The organism is Methanobacterium sp. BAmetb5 (genome assembly GCF_003491305.1).
Lineage (GTDB): Archaea > Methanobacteriota > Methanobacteria > Methanobacteriales > Methanobacteriaceae > Methanobacterium.
On sequence record NZ_CP022706.1, the window covers coordinates 89,132 to 105,933 of the forward strand.

14 protein-coding genes are annotated in these 16,802 nt (G+C 39.0%); 6 read left to right on the top strand and 8 right to left on the bottom strand.

The window, feature by feature from the left end; genetic code table 11:
* Positions 1-151: 151 nt before the first annotated feature.
* Complete coding sequence (locus tag CIT02_RS00500; RefSeq protein ID WP_292612993.1) at positions 152-976, bottom strand: CPBP family intramembrane glutamic endopeptidase; 825 nt, start codon at positions 974-976, stop codon at positions 152-154.
* Between the two features lie 464 nt (positions 977-1,440).
* On the opposite strand from CIT02_RS00500, the gene CIT02_RS00505 reads away from it, so the two are divergent.
* On the top strand, positions 1,441-2,310 hold the full coding sequence (locus tag CIT02_RS00505; protein ID WP_394340423.1) for a glycosyltransferase family 2 protein: 870 nt from the start codon (positions 1,441-1,443) through the stop codon (positions 2,308-2,310).
* A 155-nt stretch (positions 2,311-2,465) separates the two neighbouring features.
* Here the strand turns inward: CIT02_RS00505 and CIT02_RS00510 are convergent, their stop codons facing one another.
* The 4 genes from CIT02_RS00510 to CIT02_RS00525 form a co-directional block, all read right to left on the bottom strand.
* Positions 2,466-3,083: a hypothetical protein gene (locus CIT02_RS00510; protein WP_292612995.1), complete on the bottom strand. Its 618-nt coding sequence runs from the start codon at positions 3,081-3,083 to the stop codon at positions 2,466-2,468.
* Positions 3,084-3,227: 144 nt separating this feature from the next.
* Positions 3,228-3,893, bottom strand: a complete 666-nt coding sequence (locus tag CIT02_RS00515) for a hypothetical protein (protein ID WP_292612997.1) — start codon at positions 3,891-3,893, stop codon at positions 3,228-3,230.
* Positions 3,894-3,907: 14 nt separating this feature from the next.
* Entirely contained in the window at positions 3,908-4,189 is a 282-nt protein-coding gene (locus tag CIT02_RS00520; protein WP_048073785.1) for a hypothetical protein, read from the bottom strand.
* 354 nt (positions 4,190-4,543) lie between these two features.
* Positions 4,544-6,832: a DUF1616 domain-containing protein gene (locus CIT02_RS00525; protein WP_292613000.1), complete on the bottom strand. Its 2,289-nt coding sequence runs from the start codon at positions 6,830-6,832 to the stop codon at positions 4,544-4,546.
* A gap of 191 nt (positions 6,833-7,023) precedes the next feature.
* Here CIT02_RS00525 and CIT02_RS00530 point away from each other — a divergent pair, with 191 nt between their 5' ends.
* The 5 genes from CIT02_RS00530 (at position 7,024) to CIT02_RS00550 (ending at position 11,696) form a co-directional block, all read left to right on the top strand.
* Positions 7,024-7,575, top strand: a complete 552-nt coding sequence (locus CIT02_RS00530) for a hypothetical protein (RefSeq protein WP_292613002.1) — start codon at positions 7,024-7,026, stop codon at positions 7,573-7,575.
* Positions 7,572-7,934 carry a hypothetical protein gene (locus CIT02_RS00535; protein ID WP_292613004.1) on the top strand — a complete coding sequence of 121 codons (363 nt, stop codon included), beginning with the start codon at positions 7,572-7,574 and terminating at the stop codon, positions 7,932-7,934. Before CIT02_RS00530 ends, CIT02_RS00535 begins: the two co-directional genes overlap by 4 nt.
* Before the next feature lie 346 nt (positions 7,935-8,280).
* Positions 8,281-9,039, top strand: a complete 759-nt coding sequence (locus CIT02_RS00540) for a hypothetical protein (RefSeq protein WP_292613006.1) — start codon at positions 8,281-8,283, stop codon at positions 9,037-9,039.
* Positions 9,040-9,363: 324 nt separating this feature from the next.
* Positions 9,364-9,651 (top strand): PqqD family protein, encoded by a 288-nt coding sequence (locus CIT02_RS00545; RefSeq protein ID WP_292613007.1) that lies wholly within the window; start codon positions 9,364-9,366, stop codon positions 9,649-9,651.
* A 149-nt stretch (positions 9,652-9,800) separates the two neighbouring features.
* Positions 9,801-11,696, top strand: coding sequence for a lasso peptide isopeptide bond-forming cyclase (locus CIT02_RS00550; RefSeq protein WP_292613009.1), 1,896 nt, complete (start codon positions 9,801-9,803; stop codon positions 11,694-11,696).
* Positions 11,697-11,739: 43 nt separating this feature from the next.
* On the opposite strand, the gene CIT02_RS00555 is transcribed toward CIT02_RS00550, so the two are convergent.
* From CIT02_RS00555 to CIT02_RS00565, 3 genes are all read right to left on the bottom strand, one after another.
* Positions 11,740-12,654, bottom strand: a complete 915-nt coding sequence (locus tag CIT02_RS00555; protein WP_292613011.1) for a hypothetical protein — start codon at positions 12,652-12,654, stop codon at positions 11,740-11,742.
* Between the two features lie 39 nt (positions 12,655-12,693).
* Complete coding sequence (locus tag CIT02_RS00560; protein ID WP_292613012.1) at positions 12,694-12,816, bottom strand: hypothetical protein; 123 nt, start codon at positions 12,814-12,816, stop codon at positions 12,694-12,696.
* Positions 12,817-12,922: 106 nt separating this feature from the next.
* Positions 12,923-16,378 carry an Ig-like domain-containing protein gene (locus tag CIT02_RS00565; RefSeq protein WP_292613014.1) on the bottom strand — a complete coding sequence of 1,152 codons (3,456 nt, stop codon included), beginning with the start codon at positions 16,376-16,378 and terminating at the stop codon, positions 12,923-12,925.
* Positions 16,379-16,802: the final 424 nt, after the last annotated feature.

A 16,802-nucleotide genomic window follows, 5' to 3' on the forward strand; every position in this document is an offset into this window, starting at 1 on the left:
TTTTATAAATTAAAAGAAGCACCCCTTTCATTTGGGGAGGGGTTAAATTTTTCCTATTTTTGAGATTTCTTTCTATTAAGAAACCATTCATTTAAGATACTATTCATCTTTTTTTAACCCGCAGAATAAGTTCTGATGGATACTTTAAAACTCAGAATATGCCAAAGGCAGCTAGATTAACGAAGGGCATCACCAGGAACAACATGGAATTGGATATTCCGTGAGCCACCGTCACTCCCACAAGGGATTTGGTTTTTATAAGGCAGTAACCATAGAACATGGCCACAGAGAACACGAAGACCAGGTCAGAAAAGTATATCCAGCCTATGTGCATGGTGGTAAACACCAGGGACGTGTAAAGGAGAGCGAATACTGTTCCGAACATTTTGGTAACATTGGTCTGGAGGATCCCCCGAAACAGCAATTCTTCAGCCAGTCCAGTGGATATTAAGAGTATGAAGAAGGCCCCAATAAGAAGGGCCGGGGTGAACTGTTCGATAAGTGGTGCTGGTTTGAGGATGAAAAACTCTATAATCCCGGAAAAAAATCCAGTGGCAGCAATTAGGGCTTGTAATTTTATATTACCTCCTAAGGTCATCCCTACATCCTTCAGGGACAGGCCCTGGTTACGCATGAGAATTATGGAGGCAGCAAATAGGGGTATGGCCACGATAGGGAACCAGTAGAGGGGCTGGATCTGCATCATGGGAATGGAAAGACCCACCACACGTATAATAGGTATGGGCATCAAACTGCGCAGCAAGTTGGCAAAATCAGGTGATTCCACCATTGAAGCGTTCACCAGGAGTGCAAATAGGATAATGGTGTGTAAAGACAGGCCCCATATCTTGTTAACATAAGTGGTTAAAAGTTCTGCCGCAATCAGGGCTAAAAGGTATACAATAAGGGTTATAATGTAATTACTGGGCAATCCTATATTCAAACGTTTGTCATTGACCATTTCCGTGATCTTCAAGTTCATTACTCCTCATTTTACTTAATTGGGATAGAGCATTAAAGTTAGTAGTATTCTAATAAAAAGGATATCAAAAGATTTATTCCTATTAACATATAATTCTAACTACTTCCTAAGATTTTCTCCATATTCTAAAGATTTTAAGACATGATTGTAAATTCAATCCTGAAAAAACCGCAATAAAACTATTTTCAGCCAAAATACCAAATAAAATCATGACCTTACCTATTTCAATTGGAATTAATTCAAAACATAAAGGATTAACTTTAAATAAGGCGTTATTGATAATAATGTATAATATGTAGTATTTACATATTAATAACTACATATTAAATTGTATTCTTGCCTTACTCCTATTCGCTTTTACGGCAATATTAACAACAATTATATATATTGATACCACAATACAATTTTAACAGGAATAATCACTTGGAGGAGGGGCCTAAATTAAAGTAACCGCAATCATACCTGCTTACAACGAAGAAAAAACCATTGGCAGCGTAGTTCTGGGCACTCGCCAGCACGTGCTAAGGGTTATCGTTGTAGATGATGGCAGCAGTGATAAAACTGCAGAAATAGCCAAGTTAGCCGGCGCGGAAGTGTTCATGCACTCCCAAAACATGGGTAAGGGGGCTGCACTTAAGACTGGTTTTCAAGCAGCCCGGGATGCCGACATAATCCTCACCCTAGATTCTGACGGTCAGCACCAACCCCGTGAAATACCCCGCCTGTTAGAACCCATAATCAAGGGTGAAGCAGACGTGGTGAACGGCAGTCGCTACTTGAATGGTAATGGGAAAGAAACCCCTTCTTACCGTAGAGTAGGACAAAACGTCCTGGACACAGCCACTAACATCAGTGGGAAAAATTTAGACGTTACTGACAGTCAAAGCGGGTTCCGTGCCTTTGCCGGACACACCTTACCAGTATTCCGTTTCCGCAGTCCTGATTACACCATTGAAAGTGAAATGCTCATTGAGGCAGCTAAGGCTGGTTTGAGGATTAAGGAAGTGGAAATATCCGCTACTTATGGGGAAATAAATCATCATAAAAAGAACCCTGTTAGCCATGGTGTAAGTGTCCTGGTGCGAATCCTTCAGGACATGGAATTCAACCGCCCATTATACTATTTTACCCTACCAGGGGTTATAATGATTTCAATAGGGATTATACTCAGTTTGAAATTCTTCACAGACTATTTAAGCGGCGGTTCTAGTACTTTGCTTCCAACAGCACTAGCTGGTATAGTAGCTATTTTTGGCTCCTTCATTGCTTTCACTGGTTTGATACTGCACAGTGTTTCCCGAATGATTTTCAGGGCTATGGGAAAATAAGCTGAATATTTTTTTTAATTTTTTTAAAATAAATTGAGATTTAAAGATTGGCATTAATTTTAAAGATTTAGAGCATATTTTAAAGATTTAGAAATTATCTAAAAATAAAGAAATAATTTAAGGAGTTATAACTACCCAAAAGACTAAAGAAGGAATTAAAGGTAGTAAGTCCTTTGAACTCTTTTTGCCACGGATTTCTGGTTATTGGGGTACCATAAGTAATCAGCAGTAGCTGCAATACGGAAAGTTTCCCATTTTAAGGTGTAATTACCTTCCCAGTCAGTCATGGTCCCGTCAATGGTGAAGTTACCCCCAAAATTTTTACCATCATTCTTAAAGTAGGTAACTCCGGTCCAGGCGGCGCAGGTCATGTTCATATAACCATGGAAGATGGTGTTGAACATAGTTCCCCTGACATCCTGGGTTAACAGGGAGTAAATTGTCCCCGATGTGACCTTTATCTCTTCAATTCTGCCGGTACCATTAAGTCCCTCCGCAGTGTAGTCCAGGGGGCTCTCGGACTCTTCCGCACCAGATAGTTTTAAATAGAATTGGAAATCTTTTCCCTTTCCATTGATCTTGTAAAATCCTCCTAGGGATGAGGAGTTTGGGTCGTCGGGATGAGTAGGGGGGATCCACACTTTGGCAGTGTAGTTGTAGGGTATCTGGTCAAATACCAGTCCGCTTATGAATCCATTGGAAACTTCCAGTACCGCAAGGGTGGATAAACCAACTACAAGTACCAGGGCAGTGATTAAAATTTTTTGATTCATTGTAATCAATTATCTTCTTTTTTATAAAGAATCATCCTTTCGGTTAATATAATTCGGGATTTACGAATTAAGCCATAGTTCTAATTGGTTAGTATAAACTCAAAAGAAGTTAAAATAAATAAAAAAAGAGGGGAATTGTATTTTTTAGACAAGACTTGCTATAGCCCGACACAGTTCAGGAGGTCTGGTGACGGTGATGGTTACGCTTCCATCAGCGTTCACTACAATTACTTCTTCCTCATAGAGAGGTTCCTGTTCAGTGGTGTCGATGGACTGTATTTTAGCCAGTTCTTCAGGGGTGGTTGCCATAAATGCAACGCTGTCAGTGACGTTAGCTGGAAGTGCGAAGATAGTTAATGGGTTAAAGGTGACACTGGTAACCTGTGCACTGGAAGTTGGGTAACGAGTGTTAGACCAACCTTCAAATCCAATGTTAAGGGTTCCTTCTCCACCTGCCTGGGTGTTGAAGAGTCCTTTCCATGATTGTACCCGTATAGTTGTTCCTGCAGGTAATGGCTCGTTGTTATAGCCTAGAACTTGAGATAAATCCATGGTTAAGTTTCCATTGGGTTTTATAAATGTGTCCGCCCAGAAGGTCATCTGGGTCCCGTTTTTATGGGTGGCATTGCCCACCATTTCCACGTGGGCCCAGGTGGTCCCGTTGTTTATAATTGCAAGTTTAGTTCCCTTTTCTGATATTGCACTGGCATTATTATTACTAGAACTGGAAGTATTGTCACTACATCCGGAAACAGCCACAACCACTATGACTACTGCCAGGATGGCTAATAATCCTACTTTATTTTTCATTTCAAACCACATCCTTAGAGTATGGTAACAACTTTGTAGGTGACTACTGCACCGAAGACAAATAGTAGGGGTAGTATGGCCACGTTGGAGCTGTTAATAAAATTGTTAATCTTGGCGTTTTTGGTGGCTTCGGAGCTTAAAATCTCCTTTAAAGCCAGAAATGCGATAAGTGCCACCACGGCAATCAAACTGTAGCCCATTATATCCGCAGAAGTCACTGCAGTGGTTGCAGTGGCCGCGGATGTTGCGGCAGTGGTGGTTGTAGTAGTGGTGGTTGTGGTAACAGTCGATATCATGTATATTCCTTCTTTTTTTATTACTATATATTTTTTTCCTTTCAATGGCAATATAAAGTTTGAATCTCAATAAACACCGAGAAATGCCATAAATTAAATACTCTGTGTTTAATGTCATTAATTGGACAAAGTTATTATCTTTTTTAGCCTATAATTAAGCTTTACTATTTTTTTTAGTGACACAAATCACAAAAACAGGGCTTTTGGTAAAGTACTGCAAATAAGGAATAAACAGGAAAAATGAGGGGATATGGGGCTATTAGAGAATTAGGGGAGTGGATGGTGAAGAGATAAATAAAAGAATTAATGATGTCACCAAACACCCAATTTATCCTTTCAGGGGATGATTTATCTCTACTTTACATTCAACCACAGGTGCAATGATCGATAGGCCGTTGCATTATCTGGTAGCTTGTAGAGTAAGAACTCCATTTTCTTCTGGCCAGTAGTTCCTGCGGTGAAGTTGTAGGGTATTTCCACTTTCTCCCCACTGGATAGGGTAAGGGTCTGGTTCTTCAGGGTGTTATTGTTCACCTTAATCACCAGGAGATAATCAGTGGTGGTGTACTCGTGATTTACCACCCCCATAATCAGGGACCCATTCTGACCGGTAGTTAGGTTAGTGGGATAGTTACTGGCCTTTCCATCTGGTCCCAGAATGTAGAATTCCGTGAATTTTTCACCTTCTTTGGGTTTTACTATAACGTAAGCTGTGGTGGCAATGGCCAGCACTATGCTGACGATTAATATGATGGACAGTATCCTTTCTGTCCTGGATTCTCCTTTAAATGACTCTCTGATATTTCTTGTAAATTGGCCAAAGGGTACGAAGAATTTTTCTTCATCTGGTAATCTCCTACGTCTTAAAAAGGCAATGGTGGCCATGGCCAGGGTGAAAATGGTAAGACTAACTAGTATTGGGTCCAGTCGGATACCCCATGGAGTGTAGTTAAGTGCCAGGCCAATAAGGGGAGTAACTGCAATGCTCAGACCGAAACTTAAAGCCGCCCTCTCAATACCATCTAGATCCCCCCATTTGGGGAATAGTGCAGCTATTAAGGAATAACCTGGAATGAATAGAACCAGTAAGACGCCCAGTATGGTTCGGATAAATGTCTTGTTGAGTGGGGGTATCAGTACAAAGGCCACCGTCAGTAGGGTGATGGCCGCCACGATGATTATATCCAGATAATGGTTGCGGGGCTTAAAAGTTGGGGGTTCTTGGTGTATTTCCTTTTTATCCGCGATCTCTGTGGTTTCGGATGTGCCCAGAGTTTTAAGGAAGGCCAGTGGATCTTTTTTCTCCTTGAATTCCTTTTCCAAAACTTCCTCTTTGGCCTTTTTTCCCGGAACTTCATCTATGTCAAGGGTTTCCTCCACAGTAGGGATTTCCTTTTGTTCTCGAACTTCTTCAACGGGTTCTGGGACTGGTTCTTCCGGGGCTTCCTTAGTGGGAGCCTCATCTTTATGTGTGACTTGCCATTTCCGGATAAACGCTCCGGCAGAAAGTAGAACTGAGGCCACGAACAGTATCCTCACAATAAATTTAGGTAGATTAGGTAATATTTCCACTCTCCAGGCCAGGAAAGATAGTATGAATAGAACAATAGCTATACTTGTACTCCCTAAGAGGAGGTTCCGGGTACTGGTACGGGATTTATCCGGAAAGACGATGGTTAACCCGGCGTAACCCATGATGAAAAGTAAGAGTATAAAGAAGATTATGGAAGTGGATGTGGTTTTAAGGGGGTTGAAATATAGGAACAGTAAGGAAATTCCAGTTAAGAAGAGGATCATGGCCATGTCCCAGTTCTTAAAGCCAGATTTCTTCTCTGGAGGTTCTTCTGCCCAGACTGGTTTATCCATTTCTGCCTCATAGTCCAGATCGGATATTGTGGTGGGTTCTTCTATTTTGAAGGGTGCAACCCTGGATTTTTCTGGTGGAGTCAGTTCGTCATCAGATGGATATTCTTCTCCTTTTTGGAAGTCCTCCACCCTTTCGTACTGTAAGGATTTCTCTTTTTCTAAATCTTCTATTTTTTTACCACTTTCATCCAAGGGGTAGTCTTTTTCAGTGAAGTGTTCATCTTCAGCAAGTCCATCTTCATCGTATTCCTCTCCAGTAATCTCTTCTTCACTGTATCCTTCTTCAGGGTACTCTTCGTCATAGTAGTAATCTTCGTATTCATCAGCTTCTACATCTGCTTGTTGCCTCAGTAATGCGGCCCGTTCAATGGATTCCTCCAGAGTGATCTGGCCCTCTTCAGGGAGCACTTCTTCTTCGTACTCTCCCTCTGAACGCCGAACCATGGCCAATATAGAGAACAGAATGGCCAGAATGAAGAGTATGGAGTAGAGATAACTGTCAAGATATCCCCAGTTTAAACTGTTGAATATTAATGGTAAAAACAGTACAAAAATAAGTCCCAGGACAAAACCCACCCCTGCACGCATTGTCCAGCCCATGCTCTCATCATCAAGCCAGATTGCAGTTATCATGGCGTATCCTGGTAGGAATAATGCAAAAATTGTGAGTAGTGTGGATAACTCTGATCCTTTCAACAGTCCGAGCCAGTTCAATATTAGAACCGCCCCGCTGATGGTGATAACTAGTAGAAGGTCTTTCTGTGATGAGAGTTTCATAAACAGTTGTTGGATGAAGAGGTATAAAATACTTAGTAAATGGCTGGGTTTTAATCAAATTATATCCGTTTTTATAAGTACCCTATGAAATTGAAACTGAAAATATTTTATCCAGAAAATACTGAGAAATATCTATCATAGGATTACAAATAACCTGTAACTTTTGACTATATTTATGGAGAAACTGGCATATGTTTAATTACAAAGCATTTGGACTGGAAATCTCATCGGAAATTGAACTTCCAGGAATGATGGAAGGTTCAGATAAACCAGAGGTGAAGATCATACGGGGTGAGGTGGATCCACTTCAGGTGAACAAGGCCGAGGTAGAAGGAGATAACTACTTGGTAAATGGAGAAGATGTATACCTCTGGTGGGATGATATTGGAAAAGTGAAGATCAGTGAGGGTGAACTGGTTACTGTGGAGTCTGATAAGGATCTGAAAAGTTCAGATGATCTTAAAATAATTCCCTTCCTCTTAGGGCCAGTTATGGCACTTCTACTGCACCAGAGGGGATTTCTAGTTCTCCACGGTAGTGCAGTGAACACAGGTACTGGGGCAGTGGCCTTTCTGGGTCACCGGGGCAATGGTAAATCCACCACTGCCATCCACCTCTATGTGGAAGGATATCCCCTAATAGCCGATGACATTTTGGCCATAAAATTTGATGATGAAGGTTTGCCCTTGGTCTATCCAGGTTATCCCCATGTACGTTTATCTGATGAAGCTACCACCAAGTGAAAGACCACACTGATATTTTAACTCCCATCCGGACCCTGGCGGGTAAGGTATTCTGTGATGCCTCCCACCAGTTTTCCCCAGAACCAGTGAAATTGGAGAAGATCTACGTTATAGAAAAGATGTCGCCGGAGGAGAGGGCTAGCACTGGTATATCAGTTTTGAAATCCCAGGATAACTTGATAGACCTCATCCGTCACTCTGTGGCCAACCGCATATTCCAGCACACCACCCAGAAGGAGAACCTGATAAACTGCGCCCAACTGGTGAATAACGTGGAGGTGAAGCGGTTGGAGATTGTCCATTCCTTTACCGATATTCAGGATATGGTGCGGGTGGTGGAAGAGGACTTTAAGATATAAAAAAATCCCCTAATTTTCTTAAAGATACCTTTTCCTTCGTTAAACAATATGGTTTTTGCAAATATTTTTTGTTACGAAAAGTGAACATTTTTCCTGAAAAATTCATAAAAATTTCTGTTTAAACTGCCTTATTTTTATTTATAATACTTTTAAATTCTTATTAATATTTTTAAAATAATTTATCACTGCTTTAGATGATTTTAACTTCTTAAACACGGAAAATCTATTTTTTTGTGACAATTTTCACACAATATTGTGACTCTAGTCACTAAAATGTTTTTAAATTATATCCGATTGTGAAGCCACGGTATGGTATAGAGAAGTAATTTTATGTAGGTGAAAAAAGATGAAACAACACCAAAACCTGCAAATGAAATTCACTTTCATTGTATTCACTGTTCTGGTTTCAGTGGTACTGAGTGGGGCGGCATCAGCTGCTCTGGTTTTACCAGAACAAAGTTACACCAGTGCATACGTGGTTGAAACTGGATATTCTTTCACTGGACCTAATTCTATACAGGATGCAGTAGATAACTATGAAACCAACGATGGATACCAAGTGGCACTTGAACCTGGAAACCATGATGAACAGATAGTCATCAACAAAAACCTCAACTTAACTGGAAAGGGAGCCAATCCAGAAGACACTGTAATTCAAGCTACCAGTGATGGTGCAACAGTAACCATAGCACCGGGAGTAGCCGTGGTCCTTGAAAATCTCTCCATCTGGAACTATGGTAGTGGACAGGCCATAGTAAACAATGGCCAGTTAACCCTTATCAACTGCTTAGTCAACGGTAACTTCGTGGCTAATGAAGTCATGGGAGCTGCTGCAGGGGGAACAACTGAAGTCACTGAAACCCTTGGAGAAACTACCCTGGCCACCACTGAAACCATGCTCGTAACAAGTGCAGATGGAACTACCGAAACTACTGGAAGCAATTTGGTGGGTGAAACTGCCTTAACCAGTACTGAAAACACGATCTCTACCAGCACCGAAGGAACTACTTCCTCTGATGACCCTGGAATACCATTAGCTTCACTAGCCTCTGGAATGTTCATGGTCATGGGTGGGACTGTAGTTTCTGGTAGGAAACATCCTTAAAGGGTGTTTCCATTCATTTTATGCTCTTTTTAATTTCATTCTCATGATTACGGTTTTTAAAATGTTTTATTTACGCCTGTATCGTTCGGGGTTACTATTTTTTGATACAGGTGTTGTTTTTTAGGGTGGGGATTATTTTTTAGAGGGTTTTTTTTTCATGAACTGTTTTTCACAAATTATATATTGATAAGGAGATTAAAATGATACTATATACTGGATATAATGAAGTTTTTTTAGGGATAAACTTCATTTATCTGTCTGAATTTAAGGTTCAATCTTCATTATTTCAGGATAATCGTTCAAAATCACTTGGAGATATTTATAATGGAATTATCAGGTTCTACTAAAGTAACAGTGAATAAAGACTATGTTTACTGCAATGTGGAGGATGAAATGGTTCTTCTGGGAATGGAAGACGGGATATACTATGGTCTCAATCAGGTGGGTGCCTTCATTTGGGAAAATATAAAGGAACCTAAAACCATTGACCAGGTCCGGGATGCAATCCTGGCTGAATATGATGTGGAAAAGGAAGAATGTGAACGAGATTTATTCGAATTAATGAATGAAATGACGGAAAAAGGCCTGGTTGAAGTCTTAGGTGATGATTAATTTTTTAAAAGTCTTCATCAGTCAGATTTTAGTAAAGTAAGGAAGAAATGATAAATCTAACTATTTTTAAAGATCATCCAAGGTTTCTATAATTTTCATATTAGGTAATAGCAATTCATAGAAATTAGTTTTCAAATGTGGGTACGTCTATGAGTGGAATAACTGGAATTTTCAGACGAGATGGGCAGGATGTGGATCCGGCTGACATCAAGAAGATGAATGACAAAATAGCCCACAGGGGACCAGATGGATCCCGGGTCTGGTGTGAAGGACCAGTAGCATTCGGCCACCAGATGCTCCACACAACCCAGGAATCCCTCCACGAAACACTGCCCTTTGAAGATGAAGAATCTGGACTGGTCATAACGGCTGATGCCCGGATAGATAACCGGAAAGATTTGGCACCCAGATTGGGAATTGAGGACAAAGAATATGTGTCCGACAGTTACTTCATTCTTAAGGCATACGAAAAATGGGGTGAAAAGTGTCCTGAAGAGCTTTTGGGTGATTTTGCCTTTGCAATTTGGGATAAAAATAAGGAACAGTTATTGTGTGCAAGGGACCATATGGGGGTTAAACCTTTTTATTATTATTTATCAAATGATTTTTTTTTATTTGCTACGGAAATCAAATCAATCATCTCTGCTAAAGAAGTTTCATGTAAAATAAATAAAATTAAAGTTGCGGAATATATGAGTCTTTTATTTGAGGATAAGAAAAATACATTTTATGAAAATATATTTCGTTTACCCTCCGCAAATACTCTAATAATTAATGATACTGAGTATAATAAACTTAACTATTGGGAATTGAATGTTAATAAAGAAATTAAAATGGATTCTGATGAAGAATATACCAAAGCTTTTTTGAAAATTTTTACGGAAGCTGTTAAATGTCGTTTACGAAGTGCGTTTCCTGTAGGTTCTTTACTTAGTGGTGGGCTGGATTCCTCTTCTATTGTTTGTACTGCGAGAATTATATTATCAGAAGAAACTGTTCAAACCTTTCATACATTTTCTGCCACATTTGAAAATACTCCAGAAAGCGACGAACAACATTACATAAATCAAGTTCTTGGAGAATACAAGTTAAAGCCTCATTTTATTAAAGCCGATCAATTAAGCCCCTTGTCAATGATCGAAGATGTTTTATGGCATTTTGATGAACCTTTATATGCAGTTAATAATTACATATACTGGGATATTCACCAAAAGGCTAATAAGACAGGTGTCAAAGTACTTTTAGATGGTTTAGATGGTGATACTACACTATCTCACGGGCAAAGATTTGAAATTGATTATTTGAAATCATTAAAATGGTACCATGGGTTCAAAGAGTTATATCTTCACTGTAAACGGAGCAAAAGGAGTATTTTAAAACAACATATATTTCCATCATTAGTTTTACCATTTATTCCTCAAATTTTATTTGATATATTTAGGATGTTAAGAATTCCAATACCTTTAGAGATGGGTACCCCTAATTTAATAAATGAAAATTTTGCTAAAGAAACAAAAGTAAAACAAAAAGTTGTAATTCATGAAAATCAATTCCGAAAAGCAAGGTCATCCAAATCTTATCATCATCTTCTTCTTAAAAGAGGAATATTACAAGCTGTTCTAGAAAGAACAGATAAATCTTCTGCGGCAGCAAATTTAGAGGCACGATATCCTTTTTTTGACAAGCGGCTAATTGAATTCTGTTTAGCTCTCCCTCTTGAACAAAAAATAAATAATGGGTGGAGTCGGATTATTTTACGTCGTGCAATGGAAAATATCTTACCTCGAGGAATACAATGGAGGCCATGCAAAGGAAATTTGGGTCATAATTTTCGAAAAAACTTTTTATTATTTGAAAAACCACTTATTGATGATATATTATTTAATAAAACCCATTTAATTGAAGATTATGTAAATATTGATTCTGTTAATGAAATTTATAGTAAGTATGTTTCTGATCAAAGTAATAGTGCACTTCCCCTATTTGGAATAGTCACTTTTTCACTATGGATCCAAAAAATTTTTAATAAATACAATGATAAGTGAATTTTTCTGATATAATTTATTATTAAGTTTGAAATTAACAAGTTTAATTTTTTAAAATATCATTTTCAACAATTTCAACTAATTTATTTAAACTTTCGTAAGATTTTTTTACCTCAAGAATTTTAACTGGTACTTTATTTACAATTGCAGAGCATTGACTCAAATTTTCAGAAATTTCATGATGATTTAGCAATTTATAACAATATGAACTCTTTATTAACTCCATCATTGCTTTTTGTGGATTTATTTCTTTAATTTTAATATCACCTGTTACTTTAATGAAATAAATAGCTCTAATTTGTTTTTTAATATCTGAAAAATTTCCTGAGACATTATAAAACCTTTTTGATGTCTTGTCATGAATTTTTGGTACCATTTCCGGATCTTCTTCAAAATTTTTGATTACATCTGGCCAAAGTTTAATTCTGGGGAAGCTAGGGTATACTATTTGGAATTTTTTCCCTATATTAATACTTAAAACATCATCACATAACAATTTGTAACCTTTTTGATGGAAAGCAAAGGATAGTGTAGATTTACCTATTCCACTAACTCCTGAGATAACAACTGCACTATTATCCATATCCACAGCATTTGCGTGGAGTACTAACCGACCCTTCAAGTATAGTAAAATTGCAAATCCATATCCAAATAAAAGAAATTTTATATAATTTAAATCTAAACCGGTGTTGGGGTTTATAATAATTTCATTGTTCTTAATTGTAAATATTTGAATATCATTCCAAAAAAGGTACAATAAATTGCAGGATGTAATTTTTATTTGTATAAATTTGCTCAAATATATTTCACGAAAATTCTTACTGGAATCATTGAACAAATTTGTTATTCCAAAACGAATAATAACATCAATTTCAGATGTTTGTTTTAGGGGAAACTCTGGAAAAAAAAGTTCAGATTTAATGTTTAATCCATGAGCGTAATAGGTTGTTGAACGCATATGAATCCAATTTTATAAAAATAATAAATGAATTTTAATTTAATAAAGACCATCGTTCAAATCTGCTGATCCAACACTTACTGCTTCAGTTAAATTTTTCACTGTATCATGTGTAATTAATTCAGGTTTATTGTATTTTTTCTTGATTTCATTATCTACCATTAAAACCATCCCAATTTTTATAATTTTTATATAATATGGCAGTTCTTATAACTTTCTTTCAAAAATAAGAAAAATATTGGGAATTTCCCAACTTATATTTTTCCGCCTAGGGGTATTGTGTGCTTCCACTGTTTGTTGTGACCCAATCGTATGTTGATGATGAGGATCTGTATGCGTTGTTGGCTGTTGGTGAGTTGTATTGTACTTTTAGGGTTAGGGTTGCTGTTTCTCCGATACCATCGATGTATGAAAGTGTACCAAGATTCCAGATTCCATTGCTGTAGGTTCCTTTGCTGGGTGTTGCTGAAATTAATGTGAGGCCTGATGGTATTGTGTTTTGTATTTTGTATCCAGATGCATTGGATGGGCCGTTATTTTTTGCTGTTACGGTTATTGTGATTATTTCTCCGGGTGTTGGGTTGTAGTTGCTGGCTTGTTGGGTGATTTCAACATCTGCAGCGTTTGGAGTGTTAATTGTCCAATTGGATGTTGTTGTTTGGTCGCCTGTTTTCGCTGTTGAGTTTATATCGATAATACCTATGTTTTTATTTAGTAATGTGTATTCTAATGTTGCTATCTGTTTTCCTGGTAATGAACCTACAATCCATGTTAAGATTCTTGTGAGTTCATTGTACTCGTAAGAATCACCGTGTCTAAGGTTTACTGAGATTAGGGTTTCATTTATGGGTATTTTTATTTCAACGACCACGTTGTTAGCGGTGCTTGCAGCGTTATTTTTTACTGATGTTATGAAAGGTATTTCTACATTGTAATGCCAAGCATTGTACTTTGAATAAGCATATGTTTCAAGTGTGATATCTGTGTTTGTCGCATATACAGGTATACTGATACTGTCTCCGGGGTACGGGTTGTATTCTGTCTGGAAGATTTCAGTTGCACGGTTGGTTATGCTGGTTCCAGCCATACTGGTTCCTGCTTTACCATTTATGGTTAGGGTGGTAGTGGTGAATTTTTCCAGGAAAGGAATGGTCCAGATTCCAGTGTTAGGGTCATATGTTCCCACTGAAGGGGTTACAGTGACACCAGTAAGTCCAGCGGGGATTATGTCCCGGATCTGGATGTTAGTAGCATCATCCGGACCACTACAGTAAGCGTTAACCACAATGGTCACATCATCCCCCACATTCACGTTCATTGAGCCGGTACTCTGACCATTCACCGTCTGGGTGATTATGGGGTCGGAGAGTTTAGTGTAAACCGTGGTACTGGTACTTGCTGCTGATGGGTTATATTCAGTTTGACTGGTTCTGTTAGCGTAGTTGGTGGTGGTTAATCCGGCCATTGCTGCAGTGACTTTTCCGGTTATGGTGAGTATGGTGGTTGCACCACTGTTTAAGATTCCAATGTTCCACAGTCCAGTGGATGGGTTGTATGTTCCAGTTCCACTTATGGTGTAGGTTAAGTCAGTTAGTCCACTTGGCAGTAGGGCAGTTATCTGCAGGTTGGTGGCTGCGTCCAATCCCCTGTTTACTGCAGTTATGATGTAAGTTACAGTATCGTTAACGTTAACCGTGGCACTGTTACCATTATTGACAGTCTGGGTTACTGCCACATCGGCTATTTTAGTGTAAACTGGTATGCTGGTAGTGCTGGGTGTGGTTGGGTCGTATTCAGTCTGGCTGATTACATTTCCGGTGTTGGTGGTTGTTTGTCCAGCCATGCTGGAACCAATAGTTCCAGTTATGGTCAGGGTTGCACTGGCACCGTTAGCCAGACTGGGTATGGTCCATATTCCAGTGTTCGGGTTGTAAGTCCCTACACTGGGGGTGATGGTTAATCCAGTTAATCCTCCCGGAATAATATCTCGAATGTTAATATTAGTGGCTGCATCCGGGCCGTTGTTGGTGGCAGTGATGCGGAAGGTTACGCTATCACCAACATTCCCGTTGATAGTTCCCGTGGATTGCCCGTTAACAGTCTGTGATAGGGAAAGATCTGCCTTTTTAGTGTAAACTCCGGCAGTAGTGGTTGTAGGCTGGTTGTTGTACTGTTCCTGGGAAGTTCTGGTAGCAGTGTTAGTGGTAGTTAATCCAGCCATTGCTGCAGTGGCAATTCCGGTGATTTTCAGGGTGGCACTGTCACTGTTGGCCAGGGTGGGAATGGTCCAAACACCATTGTAGTAGGTTCCCACAGAGGGGGTCACGGTGACTCCACTTAGACCTGCAGGTATTATATCACTAATTAATATACCCGTTGCTGTGTTGGGTCCGTTGTTGGTGGCGGTCACAGTATAGGTTACAGTATCACCTACATTCACCGGGGTGCTGGCAGTTTGGGTTAAAGCCACGTTGGCGGTGGATGCGGTCTTTATTATGGAAAATGCAGATATAGTTAAGGGTAAAACATTTCTAGCCACAAGGTTCTGTTTCCGGACACTGGCGTACTGGTCATCGTATAATAAGTTACCATAATTTCCACTGACATATGCGGTAACCACAGAGTTACTATTGTTCCCGAGGGTTAAAACTGTGGAAACTTGGCCATTAGCATCAGTAGTTCCGGAAGTACGGCTTAAACTTCCACTGGTTTTTTGGAAATTAACTGTAACGCCCTGTAAGGGGTTGCCATTAATGTCACGAACTGTTGCAGTTATGGTAACAGTTTGACCATTAGCTACGGTGGTTGTTTCTGGAGTTACAGTTACACTGTTAGGGTAAGAAGGTATAGTAGCGGCGTTAACTGCATTAATAATAGCCCATGCCCTAGTCCTGACTGACGTGTCATCGCCCCACCAATTCCTAATCACACCATCTCTTGGGGCAGTCATGTACTGGTAGTAGGTGCCTACAGGGGCAGATGGATTGTAAATTCCATAGTGTACAGAAGTGAAGTACCAGATTGCGCACTGTATGGCAGCTGCTTCATTATCGGATGAAGGGTTGTAATGATTTAATATGTAACTAACTTTATCCCATTCTACCTCACTGGGCAGGTCTCCCGCAGTCCCGGGAAGTGGTCCGTTAACCAGTAAGGTATCACCGGTACTGATGGGGGTAAAAAGGTCAATACAATAAGCAGTATAGATTGTCCCGTCAACTCTAACGTTAATAACGCCGGCAAATCCGTCTTTATTCTGTCCCTGGATGTAAACACTTTGACCGTTTCCGGTACTGGTTAAAGTTGCTGTTTTGGGTGTTAACTCGAAGTTTGCAGTGCCATATTTGTTGGGGTCAGTGGGATAATTAGCACCGTTGCTGACAGTCACACTTTTGGTAATGGGGGTACATCCAATGTAACTGGCTATAATATTAAAAGTCGTTTCAGTGCTGTAGAAGTTCAGTGTGTAATGTCCATTGGCGTCAGTGGTGGTGCTGCCCATGACTACTCCACTGGTTGAATTTGCAATTACCGTTGCGCCTTCCAAGGGCCTTATGTGGCCATATTCATTCACAGTTACTGTTCCGCTTATAATTGGATCTGAACCAGTAGAACAGTCACTGGTTAGATCAATAGAAGTGTTTGTATTGTTTCCTGTTCCATTCACCGCAGCTGCAGATGTGCCTAAAATAGTAAAAACAAATGCAAATGCTAGAATGAGCATTAAAAAATTCTTTTTGATTTTAATTCCTATTCCCCCATGAATATTCTAAGATTAAAACCCTGTTGAGGATCATATTTGTATGACTTAACATCTGTTGTTGATGCTGAGCAATATAATCTTTTGATGTTAATATTCTCTACATAAAGACTTGGTGACAGTGATATATAAAGGTTCCTAAAAACCCTAATTTAACTGTGAATCTAGTCACAATCTCCTTTATAAAAATGTGACATGTTTCACAAAAATCAGATTAAAACCTATCAACAATATTTCTATTTGAAATTTAACTTTCTGCTAAAATAAAATTTGGTGAAGATTTTCACCAAAAAACTTAGATGACTTTATTAGTCATGTGCAAATTTTCACAATATAAATTGGAAAAATTAGTTTTTGGTGGAAAATTATACAGTTGAAAATCACTTTG

Coding starts and splice junctions, on each gene's coding strand:
- CIT02_RS00540 (WP_292613006.1), top strand. CDS start 8,281: ATGAAACAACACCAAAACCTGCAAATGAAATTCACTTTCATTGTATTC.
- CIT02_RS00550 (WP_292613009.1), top strand. CDS start 9,801: ATGAGTGGAATAACTGGAATTTTCAGACGAGATGGGCAGGATGTGGAT.
- CIT02_RS00520 (WP_048073785.1), bottom strand. CDS start 4,189: ATGATATCGACTGTTACCACAACCACCACTACTACAACCACCACTGCC.
- CIT02_RS00510 (WP_292612995.1), bottom strand. CDS start 3,083: ATGAATCAAAAAATTTTAATCACTGCCCTGGTACTTGTAGTTGGTTTA.
- CIT02_RS00555 (WP_292613011.1), bottom strand. CDS start 12,654: ATGCGTTCAACAACCTATTACGCTCATGGATTAAACATTAAATCTGAA.
- CIT02_RS00530 (WP_292613002.1), top strand. CDS start 7,024: ATGTTTAATTACAAAGCATTTGGACTGGAAATCTCATCGGAAATTGAA.
- CIT02_RS00525 (WP_292613000.1), bottom strand. CDS start 6,832: ATGAAACTCTCATCACAGAAAGACCTTCTACTAGTTATCACCATCAGC.
- CIT02_RS00560 (WP_292613012.1), bottom strand. CDS start 12,816: ATGGTAGATAATGAAATCAAGAAAAAATACAATAAACCTGAATTAATT.
- CIT02_RS00565 (WP_292613014.1), bottom strand. CDS start 16,378: ATGCTCATTCTAGCATTTGCATTTGTTTTTACTATTTTAGGCACATCT.
- CIT02_RS00545 (WP_292613007.1), top strand. CDS start 9,364: ATGGAATTATCAGGTTCTACTAAAGTAACAGTGAATAAAGACTATGTT.
- CIT02_RS00515 (WP_292612997.1), bottom strand. CDS start 3,893: ATGAAAAATAAAGTAGGATTATTAGCCATCCTGGCAGTAGTCATAGTG.